Origin of the sequence: Anaeromicropila populeti, assembly GCF_900112775.1 — a bacterium.
Taxonomy (GTDB): domain Bacteria; phylum Bacillota; class Clostridia; order Lachnospirales; family Lachnospiraceae; genus Anaeromicropila_A; species Anaeromicropila_A populeti.
In genome coordinates, this window is record NZ_FOYZ01000003.1 from 65,494 (window position 1) to 81,607 (window position 16,114).

Sequence of the window (16,114 nt, forward strand, 5' to 3'; positions counted from 1 at the left end):
GTTACCACTGGTGTTGGCGTTACCACTGGTGTTGAAGTTGGAACACTCACAGCAAATGCAGCCATAAATACTAACGTAGAATTAGAACCAACAGCATGCTCATTTGTGCTCCATTCATCGGCACTATCTAAATAACATTTGGCTGGGAATATGGAGAGTCCTGCACCCTGATACCTATTTGGTCCTAACGGCATAAATCCTTTGGCAATTCCTTGTTTTCCGTCACTATTAAACGTAGCAAATACGGTTTTAATACAGTCTTCACCATATCCTGATACAAAGCTCTTTCTTAGAGGATTCGCACCTAGAATCCAGTTTAATGAAGAAATTGCCATATTGTTAATTGTTTCTGTATTCGTTCCAAGCAGTTTTGAACCAATTAAAGCTTCCATACACATACCAATTATTTGATTGTTGCTGCCCCAGTAATAATTACCATTTACAATTGCTGTTCCCCAAGAACTGTTTATGTATCTATCAATTTTGTTGTTTACCCAAATAGTAAATTCCGTATTAAACCATTCCTCAGCATCACTGTTTCGGTTATCAGCCTTCATATATGAGAAAAATGCAAGATTCCAGTTGCCAACCCAATCTCCGCTGGCATTCTCATAGATATCCTTACCTTTTGAATAGTTTGTCACAAAGTAATTGTTATATTTTTCTTCGCCTGTAGCCCTATACAAGGATGCGGCAGCCAATAATCTGCTAGCCAAATCATTGTCGGTATTGTATGGTCCATTTGGGGATTTAATATTATTAGGATTCTGCTCAAGATATGCCCATGCACTCTTAGCAGCATTTAAACACTGTAATGCAAACGCCTGATCGTATTTTGCATATATTATTGAAGCATGAGCTAAAGCCGCTGCTGCCAACGCAGTATCCTCTGTCGGTCTTATATTGGTGGTATCACCTTCTTTATCCTTAATTATCCTTTTTGTTATATTGCCATCATCGTCTGACTGAACTCGGGCATAAAAACCACCACTAGTAACATCTTGCATTTTCAGAATCCATTCAATTTCCCATCTTGACTCATCAAGTATATCAGGAATTCCGTTTCCGCTTTCAGGAATATTAAACTGATTATCCGCATATACCTCTGTAAACATTTCATATGACCAGAAAAGATTGATTAATGTTCCTGATCCAGTACTTACATATTTACCAAGATCTCCAGCGTCATACCATCCTTTTGACACATCTCTTGTAACCCCTGAATTGGAGTCAAAGACAGCAGCCTCATCCTGAGGTGTTTTATCTGCCCTTGGATAATCTGGACAATACTGTTGTGTAAGTTCTATTCCAGCGCGTTGATAATAAAAATATCTTGCTGCATCCGTCAATAGCGGTTTAAAAATATCATTTCCTATCTTAAACTCTGGAGACTTATCTATACCATCTGCACTAACAGTAATATAATAATTTCCAGGTTGCTTAAGATCTGTAAATACGGCTTTTAAAACCTTTTCTCCAGAATCCGCATCATAATCCTTAACCAGTTCTAACTCCCCACTATAAACAACTGTGTTGTCAGAAACCTTCTTTACCTGAAATGAGGTTCCTACAGCAGCCTTAAGTTCATCTTCAAATCCAGAAACATAGGCATATTTCTCAGAAGACTCTAAAAATCCTACCTGATTTAATTTAATAGCTGGGAATGCTTTTTCTTTATCAGGAGAAGTTAGTTTAATTTGATTCAGCCAAACACAAAATGGATCTGTAGTTACTTTGTCCAAAACAATAGCCTTTGCATTGTAAGGATCCATACCGAGTGATGGGGATAGAATATCCTTTAGGGGTATCTTTACGTGCTGCCACTCCGTAGTAACTGTGCAGTAATTTGTGATTGGTTTTGTTATTTTCTGCTCAACACCTGACGCTCGCTCACTCACATGATCTGTAGCACCAATTACAAACTGTTCCCCACCATTTTTGCCTTTTATATTAAATTCCAGATATCCGTTGGGAACATATTGTGATACATCGTGATTACACCAATCAGCTAATGTAAGTATGGATGTTAACCATCCTGACGTAAGCTGCGTTGTAACATTAAATCTCAAAGAAGGTAAATTTTCATATGTAACTTGAGAATCAACAGGCAGATTCCCGTTTACGGTTTCCAATTCGCCGGCACCACTTCCGGACCATCCGCCGCAACTTTCCTTAAATACATAATAGTCTGGGAGATTTCTCCACCCATCAGGAGCACCTGCATCAACTACCATTGTTGATGAAATTACAGAAGTGCACATCAATGCAAAACATACAATAAAAGCTAGTAACTGTTTCTTTTTCATACTTTTTTTCATCCCTTTCGTTTAGTTAACAAATATTAATTCTGCAATTGCTTCAAAAGATTGCATTTTACACGAATTAATCATCCTATATTTCACTATCACCCCCTGCTGGTTCTATATTGTTTATACAGTTTAGAACTTTCCCTCGTCTGAATCCATGACTATATTGCCAACAATTAGCATAATCAGGACTTAAATACTCCTGTCATAACGAAAAAGTGATAGGAAATAAAAGATTGATTTATTTCCTATCACTTAAATTTTATAATTAACAATCACATTCTGCTATGATTTGTACTAAAATACTTCCTTGCCCTATATTTGACGATCCATCCTCCATCATACAACGTGCTGAAACAATTACCTTGTTTTCGTTAATTCCCTCAACAGATGTATTTACGGATATTCTTTTCACATAATGAGCCTCATCTGGATAGCACAATTCATATCCTTGTATTGCCGCCGAAGCACTGATAACTTTTGCATTAAAATCAATACAAGTCGTGGTTCCATCTGCCAGCTGTACTGTCTTAAACATCACCCTTGCCATATATATTCCTCCTGATACCTCTTATGACATTTACGCTATACCCTATTAATTATATCTTTTTCGATATCATTATGGTCTAAATATGTATAACACGCAAAAGTTACGTTTTAATTGTAGAAAATGATGTTTCAGCTGCAAGCCAGACAAAGTTTATAGAGCATCCAAACATTTCTCAACATTTAATCTTCCTCCAGTTACTGTAATGCCATTTAAACTGCTGACTGGATCAACATTTGATAAAATCAGCGTTTTGATTTCAGCAGAGGTTAATGTAGGATCCAGCGATTTAATAAGTGCTGCTGCCCCCGCAACATGAGGAGTTGCCATAGAGGTTCCACTCAAAGTGGCATAGCTGTTATTCGGATATGTACTATAAATATAGCTTCCAGGAGCACCTAAATCAACAGTTGTACTGCCATAATTACTATAACTTGCCCGGGCATCTGTACTAGTTGTTGCTGCAACAGAAATAATATTACTACATGTATAACAAGCTGGATAGGTAGCGATTGAGTCATTATTTGTTCCATTATTGCCTGCTGCTGCAACAAATACACCATTGTATGCTGTAATTGCATTTTTTAGACTTTGGCTGTAAGTTCTGCCGCCCCAGCTGTTATTTAATATGTCAAAGCCCATTTCTTCAGCATAATTAATTGCCAGAATTGCATCCGAGGTATAGCCTGAACCATCTGCATCCAGAAACTTTAAAACTGCTATGCTTGTAGTCCAGTTAACTCCTACTACTCCTGTTCCATTATTTCCAACTGCACCAACTGTTCCTGCTACATGTGTACCATGACCATTGTCATCCATTGGATCATTGCTGTCGTCCACAAAATTCCACCCGTGAATGTCATCAATGTATCCGTTGGCATCATCGTCTATACCGTTACCAGCTATTTCACCAGGATTCACCCATATATTATTTGCCAAATCTGGATGGGTATAGTCAACTCCAGAGTCAATAATTCCAACAACAATATCTGATGTACCAGTACACATATCCCATGCTCCAGGTGCACTGATTTTTTCCATTCCATAAAGCTGTGAATAGCTCGGATCATTTGGAACAGTATCTGACGCTGTCAAGATATAGTCTGGCTCAGCATAAGCTACAGCCGGATTCTTTTCCAATGAATCAATTGCTTGCTTTACTCCCTCCTCTGTTTTGTCTTCAATGGAATATAGAGCCACATCATACTTATCATTTTCCTGTGATAATTGCTGTTCAAAAATTACCCCACTGCTTTCCATTGCAAATTGATAATCGGCATCTGTTTTTAAAGCTACAATAATTCGATCGGTTGCGTAGGCACATTCAAAACTAGCATCATTAGCCTCTGTTTTTTCCTCAAATTCTGAAAAACCTCCCAAAACGCATACTAATGCAAGACAGCCTGCTGTTACAATACTAAATAATTTACTTCTCTTCATAAATAAAGCTCCTTCCCTTATTATAATTACCTATAACAGTAATTGCGATATTGATAAACAAGGATGAAGTCAGCGCTGAACTTTAAAACTTGTTAATGACCATTATAATTTCTTTTTTGGTAAAGTCAATTAATATTTGGGTATTTATCCTATTTCATAATATTATTTACTATTACTTATTTTTACTTAATAATCCAAAAATAATTACTCCAAAATAATTATTTAAAACATTGATTCAATTCTATTAACAATTGGTTTACTTCATGCTTTTCTATAAAATCCCACCCTATCCAATTTAGCTTATAATTATTTTCCTTTAAAAATTCAAAATACTCCAAGGGATGTGGCAAGTAAGCATCTTTACATATTTTCCGCACCTGCTCACTTACAAAATAATTCACAACATTGTCCAGGCTGTGATCTGCTTCACTTTGAACCAGAAGTGTAACAGGACTGACTATTGCCCCCTCTTCTGGCCAGATTATTTTTATCTTCTTATTGTTTTTCATAAGTTTTGCATAAAAATAAGGTACAATGCTAATTGTCGGTGATTCCTTTACTCCACTTATCATTTTTTTGACCATTTCCGCAGGATGACCACCAAAGCCTACTAATTTGCTTAGTTTTTTAATTCCCTCCATACCAAAATCCTTATATATACTGAATAGAGTGGTTTCACAGTACTTACTCTTTTTTCCCCGTATTGCTACTTCCTTTTCAAAATTTCCATCTAGAAGTTGGGCAAAGGACTGTGGTACTGGCCTTCCATTTAATTTTGTCAAATCTACAACCATCACCAAACAATTCAATGACATAATATAATAATTTCCCTGCAAATCACCTAATTCGCTGTTTACAAATTCATCTGCCCCAGGTACTTTTTTAAAATACTTTTCCTGTATCGCTTTTTCTCTAAAATCTCTCCGATAAAAGCTGTTTACACCTGAACTAATAATAACCTTTGGCAGTTCTTCCTTTCTCGGAACATGGGAGGATTCATCCATCCACATTACCTCATAATTTGCATTTCCCTCTACAAGATAGGTAAAGCTGCAATTACTGCCTATTTTATGTATCAGTTCCTCAAACCCAGTCTCAACTGGTACTTTTATTGGACAAGGCAATAGACAAAGAGCATCATATTCTGATTTATCAATAATCGTTTTTACCTTACTATTCACAAGTTTCCCTCCTTTTCAAACTCATTTAACACAAAATAATCTGACATATTCCATCCGATTTTTTCACCTTTTCTAATAGCTTCTCTTAATGCCAGCATTTTATTATCCATTTGACGCATAATTTTAAGATTTTCCTTCTCTGCCAGTTCAGTTTCTATTACCTGGTTAATTGCCCCATTATTGATTATAATTCTTTTATCACCTAATAAAGCTAAAATAGGGTCGTGGGTTGATACTAAAACAATTTTTCCTTTTTGCACCAAAAGTTCTAAGGCTCTGCCTCTGTCCACTCCTGCATTCTCCAGTTCATCAATTAATACAATGGGAGAACTGCTCAAAAAGGCTACATCTGCAATCATTAAGGCTCTGGACTGTCCGCCGCTCAACTGGGTTACAGCAGTATTTCCTGTAAATTTTTCTCCCGCCAGTTCATTTGCACACTGTATTATTTTTTCCGTAACCTCTTCCATTTGAGTAATTTTTCGGCTTCTGGCATGCATTTTTATAAAATCACATACCGAAGCATCCATGACAAAGTTCATGTTTTGAGAAAGTTGTGCCACCAAACGGGATTCTTCTAAATGCCTGCCTTCTATTTCAATTTTTCTTTTAGAAGGTGTATCTCCCTTTGCCATACACTCTATATCCTCAAGCAGCCTGCTTTTCCCAGAACCTGTAGGTCCAACAATACAAATTACTTCCCCAGCTTGAATTGTCAATTTGACATTTTCCTTCTCTCCGCTTTTATCCTGTCCACCAATAATGGTAAGGGAATCAATGCATGCAGGTTCTTGTCTATCTTCTTGATCTGTTTCCTCAAAATCTTTCCATGTTTTTTCAACACTATTTCTTGTTTGCTGAAATGGAATTTTTTTTGTATTTCCCATCTGATAATCTTCGCCGATTAAAGTTTCTCCTAAGCAGTAAGAGCATAACGCAGCTGGCATTGTAAATCTAAGTTTTTTTCCGTCCAGTGTATTTGTGGAAGCTGCTTCTAGAATGCAGCTGCTTAATTCATAAGCCCCCTGCCCTGTAAGCCCATTCACATATAGTAATTTTGCACCTGGATTGGTTTCTCGCACCATATAAGTAAATACTTCTCTTTCTGCCTGAGATACAATGTCACCTTTTGTTATTACAATAATATCTGCAAATTTCAGCATAGGGCCAATTTTTTTCGGTGTATTGATTCCAGAAAGACTGTCTATGACGCATACCGCCAGTACTTCTTTTATATGTGGAGAACACCGGTTACACAATCCAGCACTTTCACTAATAAGCAGGTCAAAGCCCCTTTCTGTGCCATACTTAACACAATCATCAATATTACTGATATAGAAATGATCGGGACATAAATTTCCAGAAAGTCCAACCATCACTTCTACTCCAGCTTTCTTATACAATATATCATCATATGTTGTGAGACAATCAAATTTAACAACACCAACCTTCTCTACACTATTTCTCATACACTCAATCACTTTTAATATAACGGATGTTTTTCCTGAGGATGGTGGTCCTGAAACAGTTACAAACTTCATCGTTTTTCTCCTTCTCCTTCCTATTCTTCCAAAATCGGAATACATGATTTCAGAATTTTATTTTTCCCTATTTTAGTATCAATTATCTTAACGGAAATTCCGTATGCTTCTTTCAGGTTATCTTCTGTTACAATTTCATTCACATCCCCTACCTTGAAACATTTATTTTTCTGCATCAATGCCACTTTCGTAGAACACAGAAAAGCATGATTGGGAAAATGAGAGGTCATAATAACTCCCATTCCATTTTTAGAAAGATCATTTATATGTTGTAATACTCGAATTTGATTCCCAAAATCAAGGTTAGAGGTTGGTTCATCCATAATTAGAATTGCTGGCTGCTGCGTTAACGCTCTTGCAATTAAAACTAATTGTCTTTCTCCTCCACTGATTTCTGTATATATTTTATCCTTTAAATCAGATATTCCCAGACGCTCAAGCGCCTCTGCTGCAACTTCTATATCCTTTCTGGAAGGGTATGAACCTCCATCTATATGAGGTGTCCGTCCCATAATAACTACATCCAGAACACGAAATGGAAAAGGTGGTGTATGAGCCTGCGGAACATATCCTATCATCTTAGCCAGACTTTTTCTTGACCAATCCGCAATATTTTTTCCATTTAGCAAAATCTCACCTTTTTGAACTTTTATAAATCCTAACAGAGTTTTAAAAAAAGTAGTTTTTCCAACTCCATTTGGTCCCAATAAGCATACCACTTCACCATTTGCTACTTTTAATGAAATATTTTCTACAACACTTTTTTTCCCATATCCGCATACTGCATGTTTTACTTCTAATATCAATTCCATCCCTTCTTTCCTTTGAGCAGCAAGTACATAAAAAATGGGGTTCCTATGATTGAGGTGAGTATTCCCAACGGAATCTCCATTGGAAATACACTGCGGGCAATTGTGTCTACTAACAGCAAATACATACCTCCCATTAGGCAGGATACGGGAAGTAATATTTTATAATCTGGACCAACGATCATTCTTGCAAGATGTGGAACAATCAGCCCCACCCATCCAATCATTCCACTTGCTGATACACATGCTGCTGTTATTATGGTAGAACAGAGAATGAGTATACTCCTTATTCTTGAGATATGAATACCCAAAGCCATTGCTTCCTCCTCTCCAAACGAAAGCACATTTATCTTCCATCGGATTAGCATTAAAGGCACAATTGCTGCTATTATTACTATTAAAAGAATTTTCACATCATCTGGTGTAATAGTGGACAGTCCTCCCATAAGCCAGAATGTGATTGCAGGCATTTTCCCATATGGATCTGCAATGTATTTAGTAATAGAAATCATAGACTGAAACAGTGATGAAACTACCATTCCTATCAGTACCAGTACCAACATAGTAGTATTTCCTCTGCTAACTGCTTTACTAATAAAATACGATAATCCTACTGCAAGAATCCCGAAAAGGAAGGCTGTCATTTCTATTCCCAGACTGCCAAAGGACATTAAGATTGCAATAGAAGCACCAAAGCCTGCACCTGAAGAAACTCCCAGTATATCTGGCGAAATCATTGGGTTTCGGAACATGCCCTGATAAGCTGCTCCTGATGCAGAAAGTCCAGCTCCAATCAGCATGGCAGATAGCACTCTTGGCAGTCTGACCTGAAACAGTATGGTTTCCATATTGCTGTTAATTGATTTAGAAATCTGCGTTCCAGAAATTCTCTTTGCTATTAGTTGGAACATCTGCCCAGGTGTAATGGAATACCTCCCCGTAAGAATGGAAACGAAGAACACTCCTGTTGTAAAAAGAATTAACAACACGATTATCAAACTATCTTTTTTATTTTTCATTTTATTCTGATACATGTGCCTAAATTTCAATGGAATCCTCCTGTTTGACCACACTTTACTGTTGCAGCATGTCCGTAATCACTTCTTCTTTCAAATCTATCTGATAATATTTCTGATAGAACTCTTTGATTTCCGACTTCATGTCTATTTCATAATAGTCAGGATAAAGCGTTACTGCCAGCCACTTAATTCCTATTAATTCATTAATAGACGGTGGTCTGTCAAACCAAGAAAATAATAGCATTGGTGATACATAGACTTTATTATTCTTTACAGCAGGAATGTTTTCCCATGCAGTATTCTGAATTAAATTCTGATACGCATTTTTTTCGTTTTTATTTGCTTCTGATAGAAGAATTACATCTGGCTGCCATTTTATCACTTCTTCTAGATTTACCGCTGCATCGCTGTCCCCTTCTATGGCATCCGCCACGTTCTTTCCGCCGACTAGTTCAATAAGTTTTGCATGAACAGATTCTTTTCCACTGGTAGTCAGTGCATCTTCTTCTTTTCCGTAATAAACCTTTATTTTTTCTTCTTCCTTTATCTCAGATTTTGTTTTTTCGATATTGGATAACGTATCTTTATAATATTGAATCAGCTCATTGCTTCTTTCACTACAATCAAATATTTCTCCTAATAGTTCATATGTACTTTCTGTGCTTTCTAGTGAGCCATTGATTAATACTACTGGTTTTCCTAATTGCTGACTGAGTTTGTCTGCTTTTTCAGCTGACTGCTTATTTATTTCAGCCTGGGCATATAGTATAAGATCGGGATTATACGTTAAGATTTCTTCTGCACTTGCCGCCTGTTGTTTTGTTCCCATACTGCCTACTACTGGTAGATTTTTATATGCTTCTGGCAATATTTCCTGGTTGGGCAGCTTTTCATTCCATCCTATTATTTTGTCTGGTACCAGTGTAAATAATAGAATGGTGGCCATCGGATTGGCTCCATAGACTTTTTTTATTTCAGTATCAAATTCGACTGTTCTTCCTCCCATGTCGGTAATTGTTTTCTTTGTGCCGTTATCATCACATACTGTCACTTCTTTTTGAATATTTCCACCTTCGTCTGAAGATGCTGTTTTTTCTTTTTCTTTACACCCAGATAACCCGCCTATGGTTATCAATACAATTAGTATCCCTAGTATCTTGTAGCATCGTTTCATTATAAATTTCTCCTTTCATAAAGCATCACAAGCTAGTTACAAAAAAAATCTCAAAGAGGAAGTATCGTTATATACCCCTCTTTGAGATTTTTATCATTATAAACTATATTGTTGTAAATTACAACCATATTATGAACGGTTTATCTGGAGGATAAATTTAGAAATGAAAGAATTATGCCTTCTGCAAACGCCTTTCCTTTTTGCATTTCCAGCCGATTCACATTACTACACTGCTTTTTTATTGCAAGCTAGTCCACCCATTATTCTGCAATTCCTCTTCATATGGAAAGGTCTGTTCGTTATAAATCTCACGCCATTCAAAGCCTAGTCCACCTTTTCTTACCACTATGTATACCGTATCGCCAACTTTTACATCCAGACCATAAAAATTCCGAAACCACTCATAACCTTTTACAGAATCTTCTTCTGGTATTCTAAAATTTCTCCCATTAATACCACTTAATTCAGTTTCTATGACTTCTGTTTTTTGTATTCTAACAATTGTTTGATTAAAACTCTGATTTACACCTATCAACGTATTCATGCAATAGAAAAAAACAATTGCTATTGTAATGCTTCCCAAAATCATTACAAGTAGTCCAGCTTCTTCCTTTAATTCTAAAATCTCTTTCCACCATCTCAACAAAATAATTGCACTTACTATGATTGATGTAGTAAAAAAATATAACGCAAACTTTCCATTATAATATGGTATATCCTTGTAAAAAAATATTCCCATCCCTACAAAGAAAAACATTCGAATCATTGCTGGTAATCTATCTTCTTTTGTCATCATAAAGACATGTGCTTTCGTACCAATTAGTAGTGAATATAGAAATGCTATTAAAGGTATTACACCCATAAGCACTACAATCCAACTATATCGATATCCAAATTCATAAAACATGACAATCAAAATATAGCATATTGTCTTCAGCCCCTCCAGTACTCGGCTTTCCCTAAACTTCCCCCTTAGTTCTGCCAACGCTTCTTCTCGTTTTGTTATTACAAGGAAACCTTCTCTTATTCCGCTCAAATCAGTAAACCAAATATACAATAACAGAAGCACACGAATTATTCTGCCTATCATCTTTTTAATTTCCCTCTCTTATACCTATCCCCCACCGAATTCAACTACTTAGTTACCCATTATTCTGCAATTCCTCTTCATACGGAAAGGTTTGTTCATTATAAATCTCACGCCATTTAAAGCCTAGTCCACCTTTTCTTACCACTATGTATACCGTATCGCCAACTTCTAAATTAAGGCTATACGTATTAAGATATGAACTATGCCCTTTAACCGAATCATCAATTGGTATGTCAAAGGAACGTCCATTAATACCACTTCATTCAGTCTCGATGACTTCTGTTTTTTGTATTCTAACAATTGTTTGATTAAAACTCTGATTTACACCTATCAACGTATTCATGCAATAGAAAAAAACAATAGCTATTGTAATGCTTCCTGAAAGTGCCATAAGTGATACTGCTTCTTTCTTTAACTCTAAGAAGTCTTTCCACCATCTCAGTAAAATACCTATACTTATTATTGCTGCTATAGTAAAAAAATACCCCGCAAACCTCCTGTCATAATACGGTATATCCTTGTAAAAAAATATTCCCATCCCTACAAAGAAAAACATTCGAATTATTATTGGTATGTCATGATCTGATATCATAATAAATGCATGTGTTTTTCTGCTAATAAACAAGGCATAGATAAATGCTATTAAAGGTATTACACCCATCAGCACTACAATCCAACTATACCGATATCCAAATTCGTAAAACAAAACAATCAAAATATAGCATATTGTCTTCAGCCCCTCCAGTACTCGGCTTTCCCTAAACTTCCCCCTTAGTTCTGCCAACGCTTCTTCTCGTTTTGTTATTACAAGGAAACCTTCTCTTATTCCGCTCAAATCAGTAAACCAAATATACAATAACAGAAGCACACGAATTATTCTGCCTATCATCTTTTTAATTTCCCTCTCTTATACCTATCCCCCACCGAATTCAACTACTTAGTTACCCATTATTCTGCAATTCCTCTTCATACGGAAAAGTCTGTTCATTATAAATCTCACGCCATTCAAAGCCTAGTCCACCTTTTCTTACCACTATGTATACCGTATCGCCAACTTCTAAATTAAGACTATATGTATTTTGAAATGCCCAATCTCCTTTAACTGAATCTTTTTTTGATATTGTAAATCTACGACCATTAATACCACTTCGTTCTGTCTTGATGACTTCTGTTTTTTGTATTCTAACAATTGTTTGATTAAAACTCTGATTTACACCTATCAGCGTATTCATGCAATAGAAAAAAACAATAGCTATTGTAATGCTTCCCAAAATTATTGCAAGTAGTCCAGCTTCCTCCTTTAATTCTAAAATCTCTTTCCACCATCTCAACAAAATAATTGCACTTACTATAGTTGATATAGTAAAAAAATATAACGCAAACATACCATTATAATATGGTGTATCCTGATAAAAAAATATTCCCATCCCTACAAAGAAAAACATTCGAATCAATGCTGGTAATCTATCTTCTTTTGTCATCATAAAGGCATGTGCCTTCGTACCGATTAGTAGTGAATAAAGAAATGCGCAAAAAGGTATTACACCCATAAGCACTACAATCCAACTATACCGATATCCAAATTCGTAAAACAAAACAATCAAAATATAGCATATTGTCTTCAACCCCTCCAGTACTCGGCTTTCCCTAAACTTTCCCCTTAGTTCTGCCAACACTTCTTCCCGTTTTGTTATTACAAGGAAACCTTCTCTTATTCCACTCAAATCAGTAAGCCAAATATACAATAACAGAAGCACACGAATTATTCTGCCTATCATCTTTTTAATTCTCCTCTCATATTCCTTATTCCGTTCCCCAACTGCTTTCATCCTCAAACATATCTTTTATATAGTCAAATCGTTTCATATAGCCATCTATAGCTCCTACTGCCTCTCCTCTTGAAAAAGCAAGCTTATTCTCATTCCGATTATCCACTTTAATAAAATTATAAATTAATTCATTTGTATGGGTAATGGCACAGTATCCCGCAGGAACACTCAATTTCTTTACATTACTTTTAGCTGTACTCAGGCTTTCTTTTGCTAGTTCACGTGAAGAATTCATATCTTGCAATCCGTCTCTAGTTGCTTTGTAAGCAGATTTTGCTTCTGCCTGTGCATTGTTTGCCTGCCTTATTGCCTTTTTTCCTGCTTTCCCTTTTTTCTTATTTTTCTTCACTATTTTATTACGGTTCTGCTCTGCTATTCTTTTGGATTTTTTAGCTTTCTCAAGAGCTTCCTCCCCTGATTTTATTTGCTTCTCAGTTGGGGCTTCCTTTAAAGCCTTTTTCGCATTTCCTACCTCTTTCCGTGCTAAGTCTTTCTTTGCCGCCTTTTCTGCTCCATCATCCATATATTTTCCTAGTTGACTTATACCTGGAATTTTTTCTATCAGTTTCTTGCTTTTACTTCCAACATTCTGCATTAATTTTGTGCATCCTGGAAGATTTTTGGTAATTGCTTTTCCAGCAGCATTTTTCAATTGGTTTCCTCCATATTTTATAACATGGGAGTCAAAAAGACCATATGTTGCTGCGGATGCAAAAGCAGCCTCTCGCAAATCTACATCCCACGCATAACCTGCCATTCTATTATCAACAATAGTTGATGTCATATTTCCTGCAAAATCTATAGTCCCACCTACTGAATCTTTAATTAAAACTTGTGTAAGTGGACGCATCTTCCCTATCTTGCTTGCCTTCCCCAGCTTACTTAATGCCCCCACTCCAAGTGCCTGTGTCACTGCACCTATAAAAGCTTGAGCCGCGCCACGTTTCATATAATCCTGTACACTATAATCTGCTCCACTCTGACATTCCTCATATGCCATTACACCAATTGTAAAGCCTCCACTTGCTACACCCGCTGCGGCGATTCCTACCAGTACACCTACTCCTACTCCTGTACAGCACAAAGCAACAGCTCCTACAACTACCGCAGTCGCAGCTACTACTGCAACTGCACCAAGGGCAACCTTTCCCACAATATCCCAGAAACTTTTTTTCTTTACTTCCTTCTTTACTCCAGGTACAGGTGCATCCTGAATCATGGAATAGAATTCCGTTTGCGTAAACCTCATATAAGACTTTCGTCCTGCTGCATCAAACTGATAGTGCATCCAAAAAGAAGCAGCTATAGTACTTAGACTTCCAACTAGCTGAATTTCACCTTTGAAAGCACCAACAAAGAAACAAGATGCATGAAACTCAATTTTCTTATCTGCTACCAGTGTAAAATCTCCTGCCGTTTCCATATAAATACCAAGCTTATCTACTAAATTCAAATTAGAAAAAGATAACCCGTTCTCATCTTCCGTAGTGGCAAAATTAATGGTATCCATATTTAAATCCATCAACATGCCATCCTCTGTAGTAAAATGCTTGTTAGAGGTATTTCCCATTTTGGGACTGCTGGTACCATTTTTTCTAATGCAGTTTACAACTTTACCACTGCTCTCATCATTATCACTAAAATAAAGAGACACTGTTGTTCCGATCTGTGGCATGCAATAAACCAAATTCCCTGTTTCTGGAGTCCATTGATAAGGATACGCTACATCATCCAAATGCTCGTCATCCTCCAGCTTTAAACTTAGTTTTAATGTTTCTGCCTCTGTCTCAATTACCTCGCCAAGAATAGTATGCCCGATAAAATAGTCATTGAACTTTCTCGTTACCTTACTATAATTCTTTCCTGCCAATCTGTATTGATAAATTAATTCGCCGTCGATTAATTCTGTTGTCTTCTTGCAAATCACCAATGTTGTTTCCTTAAATACAACCGTCTGCCCTAAACTTGCGTCTTCCTTACAGCAAATTTCATAATACATAAAGTCTTTTTTAGACATCCCTGCGGTTTTTCCGCCTAATTCATAATATTTTTTTGAAATGCCCTGCTTATAAAACTTATGATTCAAGCTAATTCCAGACTGCTCCAAGCTGCTTCCCACATCCAGAAAATATGTATTTGTTTTTTCATTTACTATGACCGGCTGCTCATAAATGCTTGATAGCCGCCTTAGAAACTGCCAGTCGGTTTCATTATATTGTATCACAGGCATTTGAATTCTTCTGCTTTGTTCTGTATTCCATCTTACTGGGATACCCAATACTTTATTCATAATATCTTCATGGGTTTTGCTGACATCCTGAAAGGAACGATTTTTCCATTCCTGATCCAACTTGCAGCTTGTACCTATTAATTCTACAGACAACTCATTGGTTTCCGAATCTAGAACCTCTATTTCGAATTTTTCAATATAACCCACAAATAAACGCAATTCTTTTCCACTCTTATATTCTGCAATCACTTGAATCAAGATGTCCTGTGATCTGCTCTTTATCTCATCTACGTTAGCGTCTTCTTTTAATATTCCGCGAAACTGTGCTCTTGGATGTTTGTTGGGCTGCTGGCTGATTTTGAATTCTGTAAGCACTTCTATTTCATCAAAACAACTAATTTTTATTTCACCAAATGTAGTAACCATATTTTCACCACTCCCCACCTCATACTATTTTTTCTGCTTCATCATCCATCTTTTTCACCCTTATACTCCATTCCACTAGATAAAGGTGTTATGATTCCACCATTTAAACATTTCAGGAAGGATTTTGTGGTCACTACTTTACAATCACTTCCATCCTGAATTCTAACGTCCTCCTTTGTATCTGACCATTTATTTAGTGGAAAAACTGGAATACATTTGCCACCCTCCACAATACTTCCTGCTGGCGGTGTCTCTTCTCCGTCTGGTACATAAGGGGTCAGTACAATTGGATTTGCATTTTTCGGCAGATTGGAACACACGCCAAAGTAATCTATATTCCCTGTTGGTCCAATGACACAATCATTTTCGTGTACAATAGGATGTTTATATTCATCCTCTGTTATCACAACTTCTCCATGATCTTCTGGAAGGTTTAACCTTCTCGGATGGGAACCACAATTACATTGCAGAAGCGCTCCCCTCATTAAATAAACATCACCATCACTTTTTGTATCAGCCATG

The 16,114-nt window shown here is 36.6% G+C and carries 13 protein-coding genes; all 13 read right to left on the minus strand.

The window, feature by feature from the left end:
- Positions 1–2,306, minus strand: a 2,306-nt coding sequence (locus BM305_RS04445) for a glycoside hydrolase family 9 protein (RefSeq protein WP_092559502.1), incomplete at its 3' end; no start/stop codon positions are given.
- A gap of 268 nt (positions 2,307–2,574) precedes the next feature.
- Positions 2,575–2,856, minus strand: a complete 282-nt coding sequence (locus BM305_RS04450) for a hypothetical protein (RefSeq protein WP_092559503.1) — start codon at positions 2,854–2,856, stop codon at positions 2,575–2,577.
- A gap of 150 nt (positions 2,857–3,006) precedes the next feature.
- Positions 3,007–4,293: a S8 family peptidase gene (locus BM305_RS04455; RefSeq protein WP_092559504.1), complete on the minus strand. Its 1,287-nt coding sequence runs from the start codon at positions 4,291–4,293 to the stop codon at positions 3,007–3,009.
- Between the two features lie 218 nt (positions 4,294–4,511).
- Complete coding sequence (locus BM305_RS04460; protein WP_092559505.1) at positions 4,512–5,474, minus strand: ABC transporter substrate-binding protein; 963 nt, start codon at positions 5,472–5,474, stop codon at positions 4,512–4,514.
- Positions 5,471–7,015, minus strand: coding sequence for an ATP-binding cassette domain-containing protein (locus tag BM305_RS04465; protein ID WP_092559506.1), 1,545 nt, complete (start codon positions 7,013–7,015; stop codon positions 5,471–5,473). Before BM305_RS04465 ends, BM305_RS04460 begins: the two co-directional genes overlap by 4 nt.
- Before the next feature lie 20 nt (positions 7,016–7,035).
- The gene (locus tag BM305_RS04470) at positions 7,036–7,827 is read right to left on the minus strand and encodes an ABC transporter ATP-binding protein (protein WP_330393420.1); all 792 of its coding nucleotides are present in this window, start codon (positions 7,825–7,827) and stop codon (positions 7,036–7,038) included.
- Positions 7,818–8,873, minus strand: a complete 1,056-nt coding sequence (locus tag BM305_RS04475) for a FecCD family ABC transporter permease (protein WP_242940453.1) — start codon at positions 8,871–8,873, stop codon at positions 7,818–7,820. Before BM305_RS04475 ends, BM305_RS04470 begins: the two co-directional genes overlap by 10 nt.
- 25 nt (positions 8,874–8,898) lie before the next feature.
- On the minus strand, positions 8,899–10,017 hold the full coding sequence (locus BM305_RS04480) for an ABC transporter substrate-binding protein (RefSeq protein ID WP_092559508.1): 1,119 nt from the start codon (positions 10,015–10,017) through the stop codon (positions 8,899–8,901).
- A 238-nt stretch (positions 10,018–10,255) separates the two neighbouring features.
- Positions 10,256–11,107: a hypothetical protein gene (locus BM305_RS04485; protein ID WP_092559509.1), complete on the minus strand. Its 852-nt coding sequence runs from the start codon at positions 11,105–11,107 to the stop codon at positions 10,256–10,258.
- A gap of 259 nt (positions 11,108–11,366) precedes the next feature.
- Entirely contained in the window at positions 11,367–11,996 is a 630-nt protein-coding gene (locus tag BM305_RS04490) for a hypothetical protein (protein WP_092559510.1), read from the minus strand.
- A 52-nt stretch (positions 11,997–12,048) separates the two neighbouring features.
- Positions 12,049–12,885 carry a hypothetical protein gene (locus BM305_RS04495; protein WP_092559511.1) on the minus strand — a complete coding sequence of 279 codons (837 nt, stop codon included), beginning with the start codon at positions 12,883–12,885 and terminating at the stop codon, positions 12,049–12,051.
- A gap of 25 nt (positions 12,886–12,910) precedes the next feature.
- The gene (locus BM305_RS04500) at positions 12,911–15,610 is read right to left on the minus strand and encodes a contractile injection system protein, VgrG/Pvc8 family (RefSeq protein ID WP_207649456.1); all 2,700 of its coding nucleotides are present in this window, start codon (positions 15,608–15,610) and stop codon (positions 12,911–12,913) included.
- Between the two features lie 23 nt (positions 15,611–15,633).
- Complete coding sequence (locus tag BM305_RS04505) at positions 15,634–16,113, minus strand: PAAR-like protein (protein ID WP_092559513.1); 480 nt, start codon at positions 16,111–16,113, stop codon at positions 15,634–15,636.
- Position 16,114 lies beyond the last annotated feature (1 nt).

Bases quoted from the DNA above. Each gene is read 5' to 3' on its own strand.
- BM305_RS04450 (WP_092559503.1), bottom strand. From the start codon at position 2,856: ATGGCAAGGGTGATGTTTAAGACAGTACAGCTGGCAGATGGAACCACG.
- BM305_RS04455 (WP_092559504.1), bottom strand. From the start codon at position 4,293: ATGAAGAGAAGTAAATTATTTAGTATTGTAACAGCAGGCTGTCTTGCA.
- BM305_RS04465 (WP_092559506.1), bottom strand. From the start codon at position 7,015: ATGAAGTTTGTAACTGTTTCAGGACCACCATCCTCAGGAAAAACATCC.
- BM305_RS04470 (WP_330393420.1), bottom strand. From the start codon at position 7,827: ATGGAATTGATATTAGAAGTAAAACATGCAGTATGCGGATATGGGAAA.
- BM305_RS04480 (WP_092559508.1), bottom strand. From the start codon at position 10,017: ATGAAACGATGCTACAAGATACTAGGGATACTAATTGTATTGATAACC.
- BM305_RS04485 (WP_092559509.1), bottom strand. From the start codon at position 11,107: ATGATAGGCAGAATAATTCGTGTGCTTCTGTTATTGTATATTTGGTTT.
- BM305_RS04490 (WP_092559510.1), bottom strand. From the start codon at position 11,996: ATGATAGGCAGAATAATTCGTGTGCTTCTGTTATTGTATATTTGGTTT.
- BM305_RS04495 (WP_092559511.1), bottom strand. From the start codon at position 12,885: ATGATAGGCAGAATAATTCGTGTGCTTCTGTTATTGTATATTTGGCTT.
- BM305_RS04505 (WP_092559513.1), bottom strand. From the start codon at position 16,113: ATGGCTGATACAAAAAGTGATGGTGATGTTTATTTAATGAGGGGAGCG.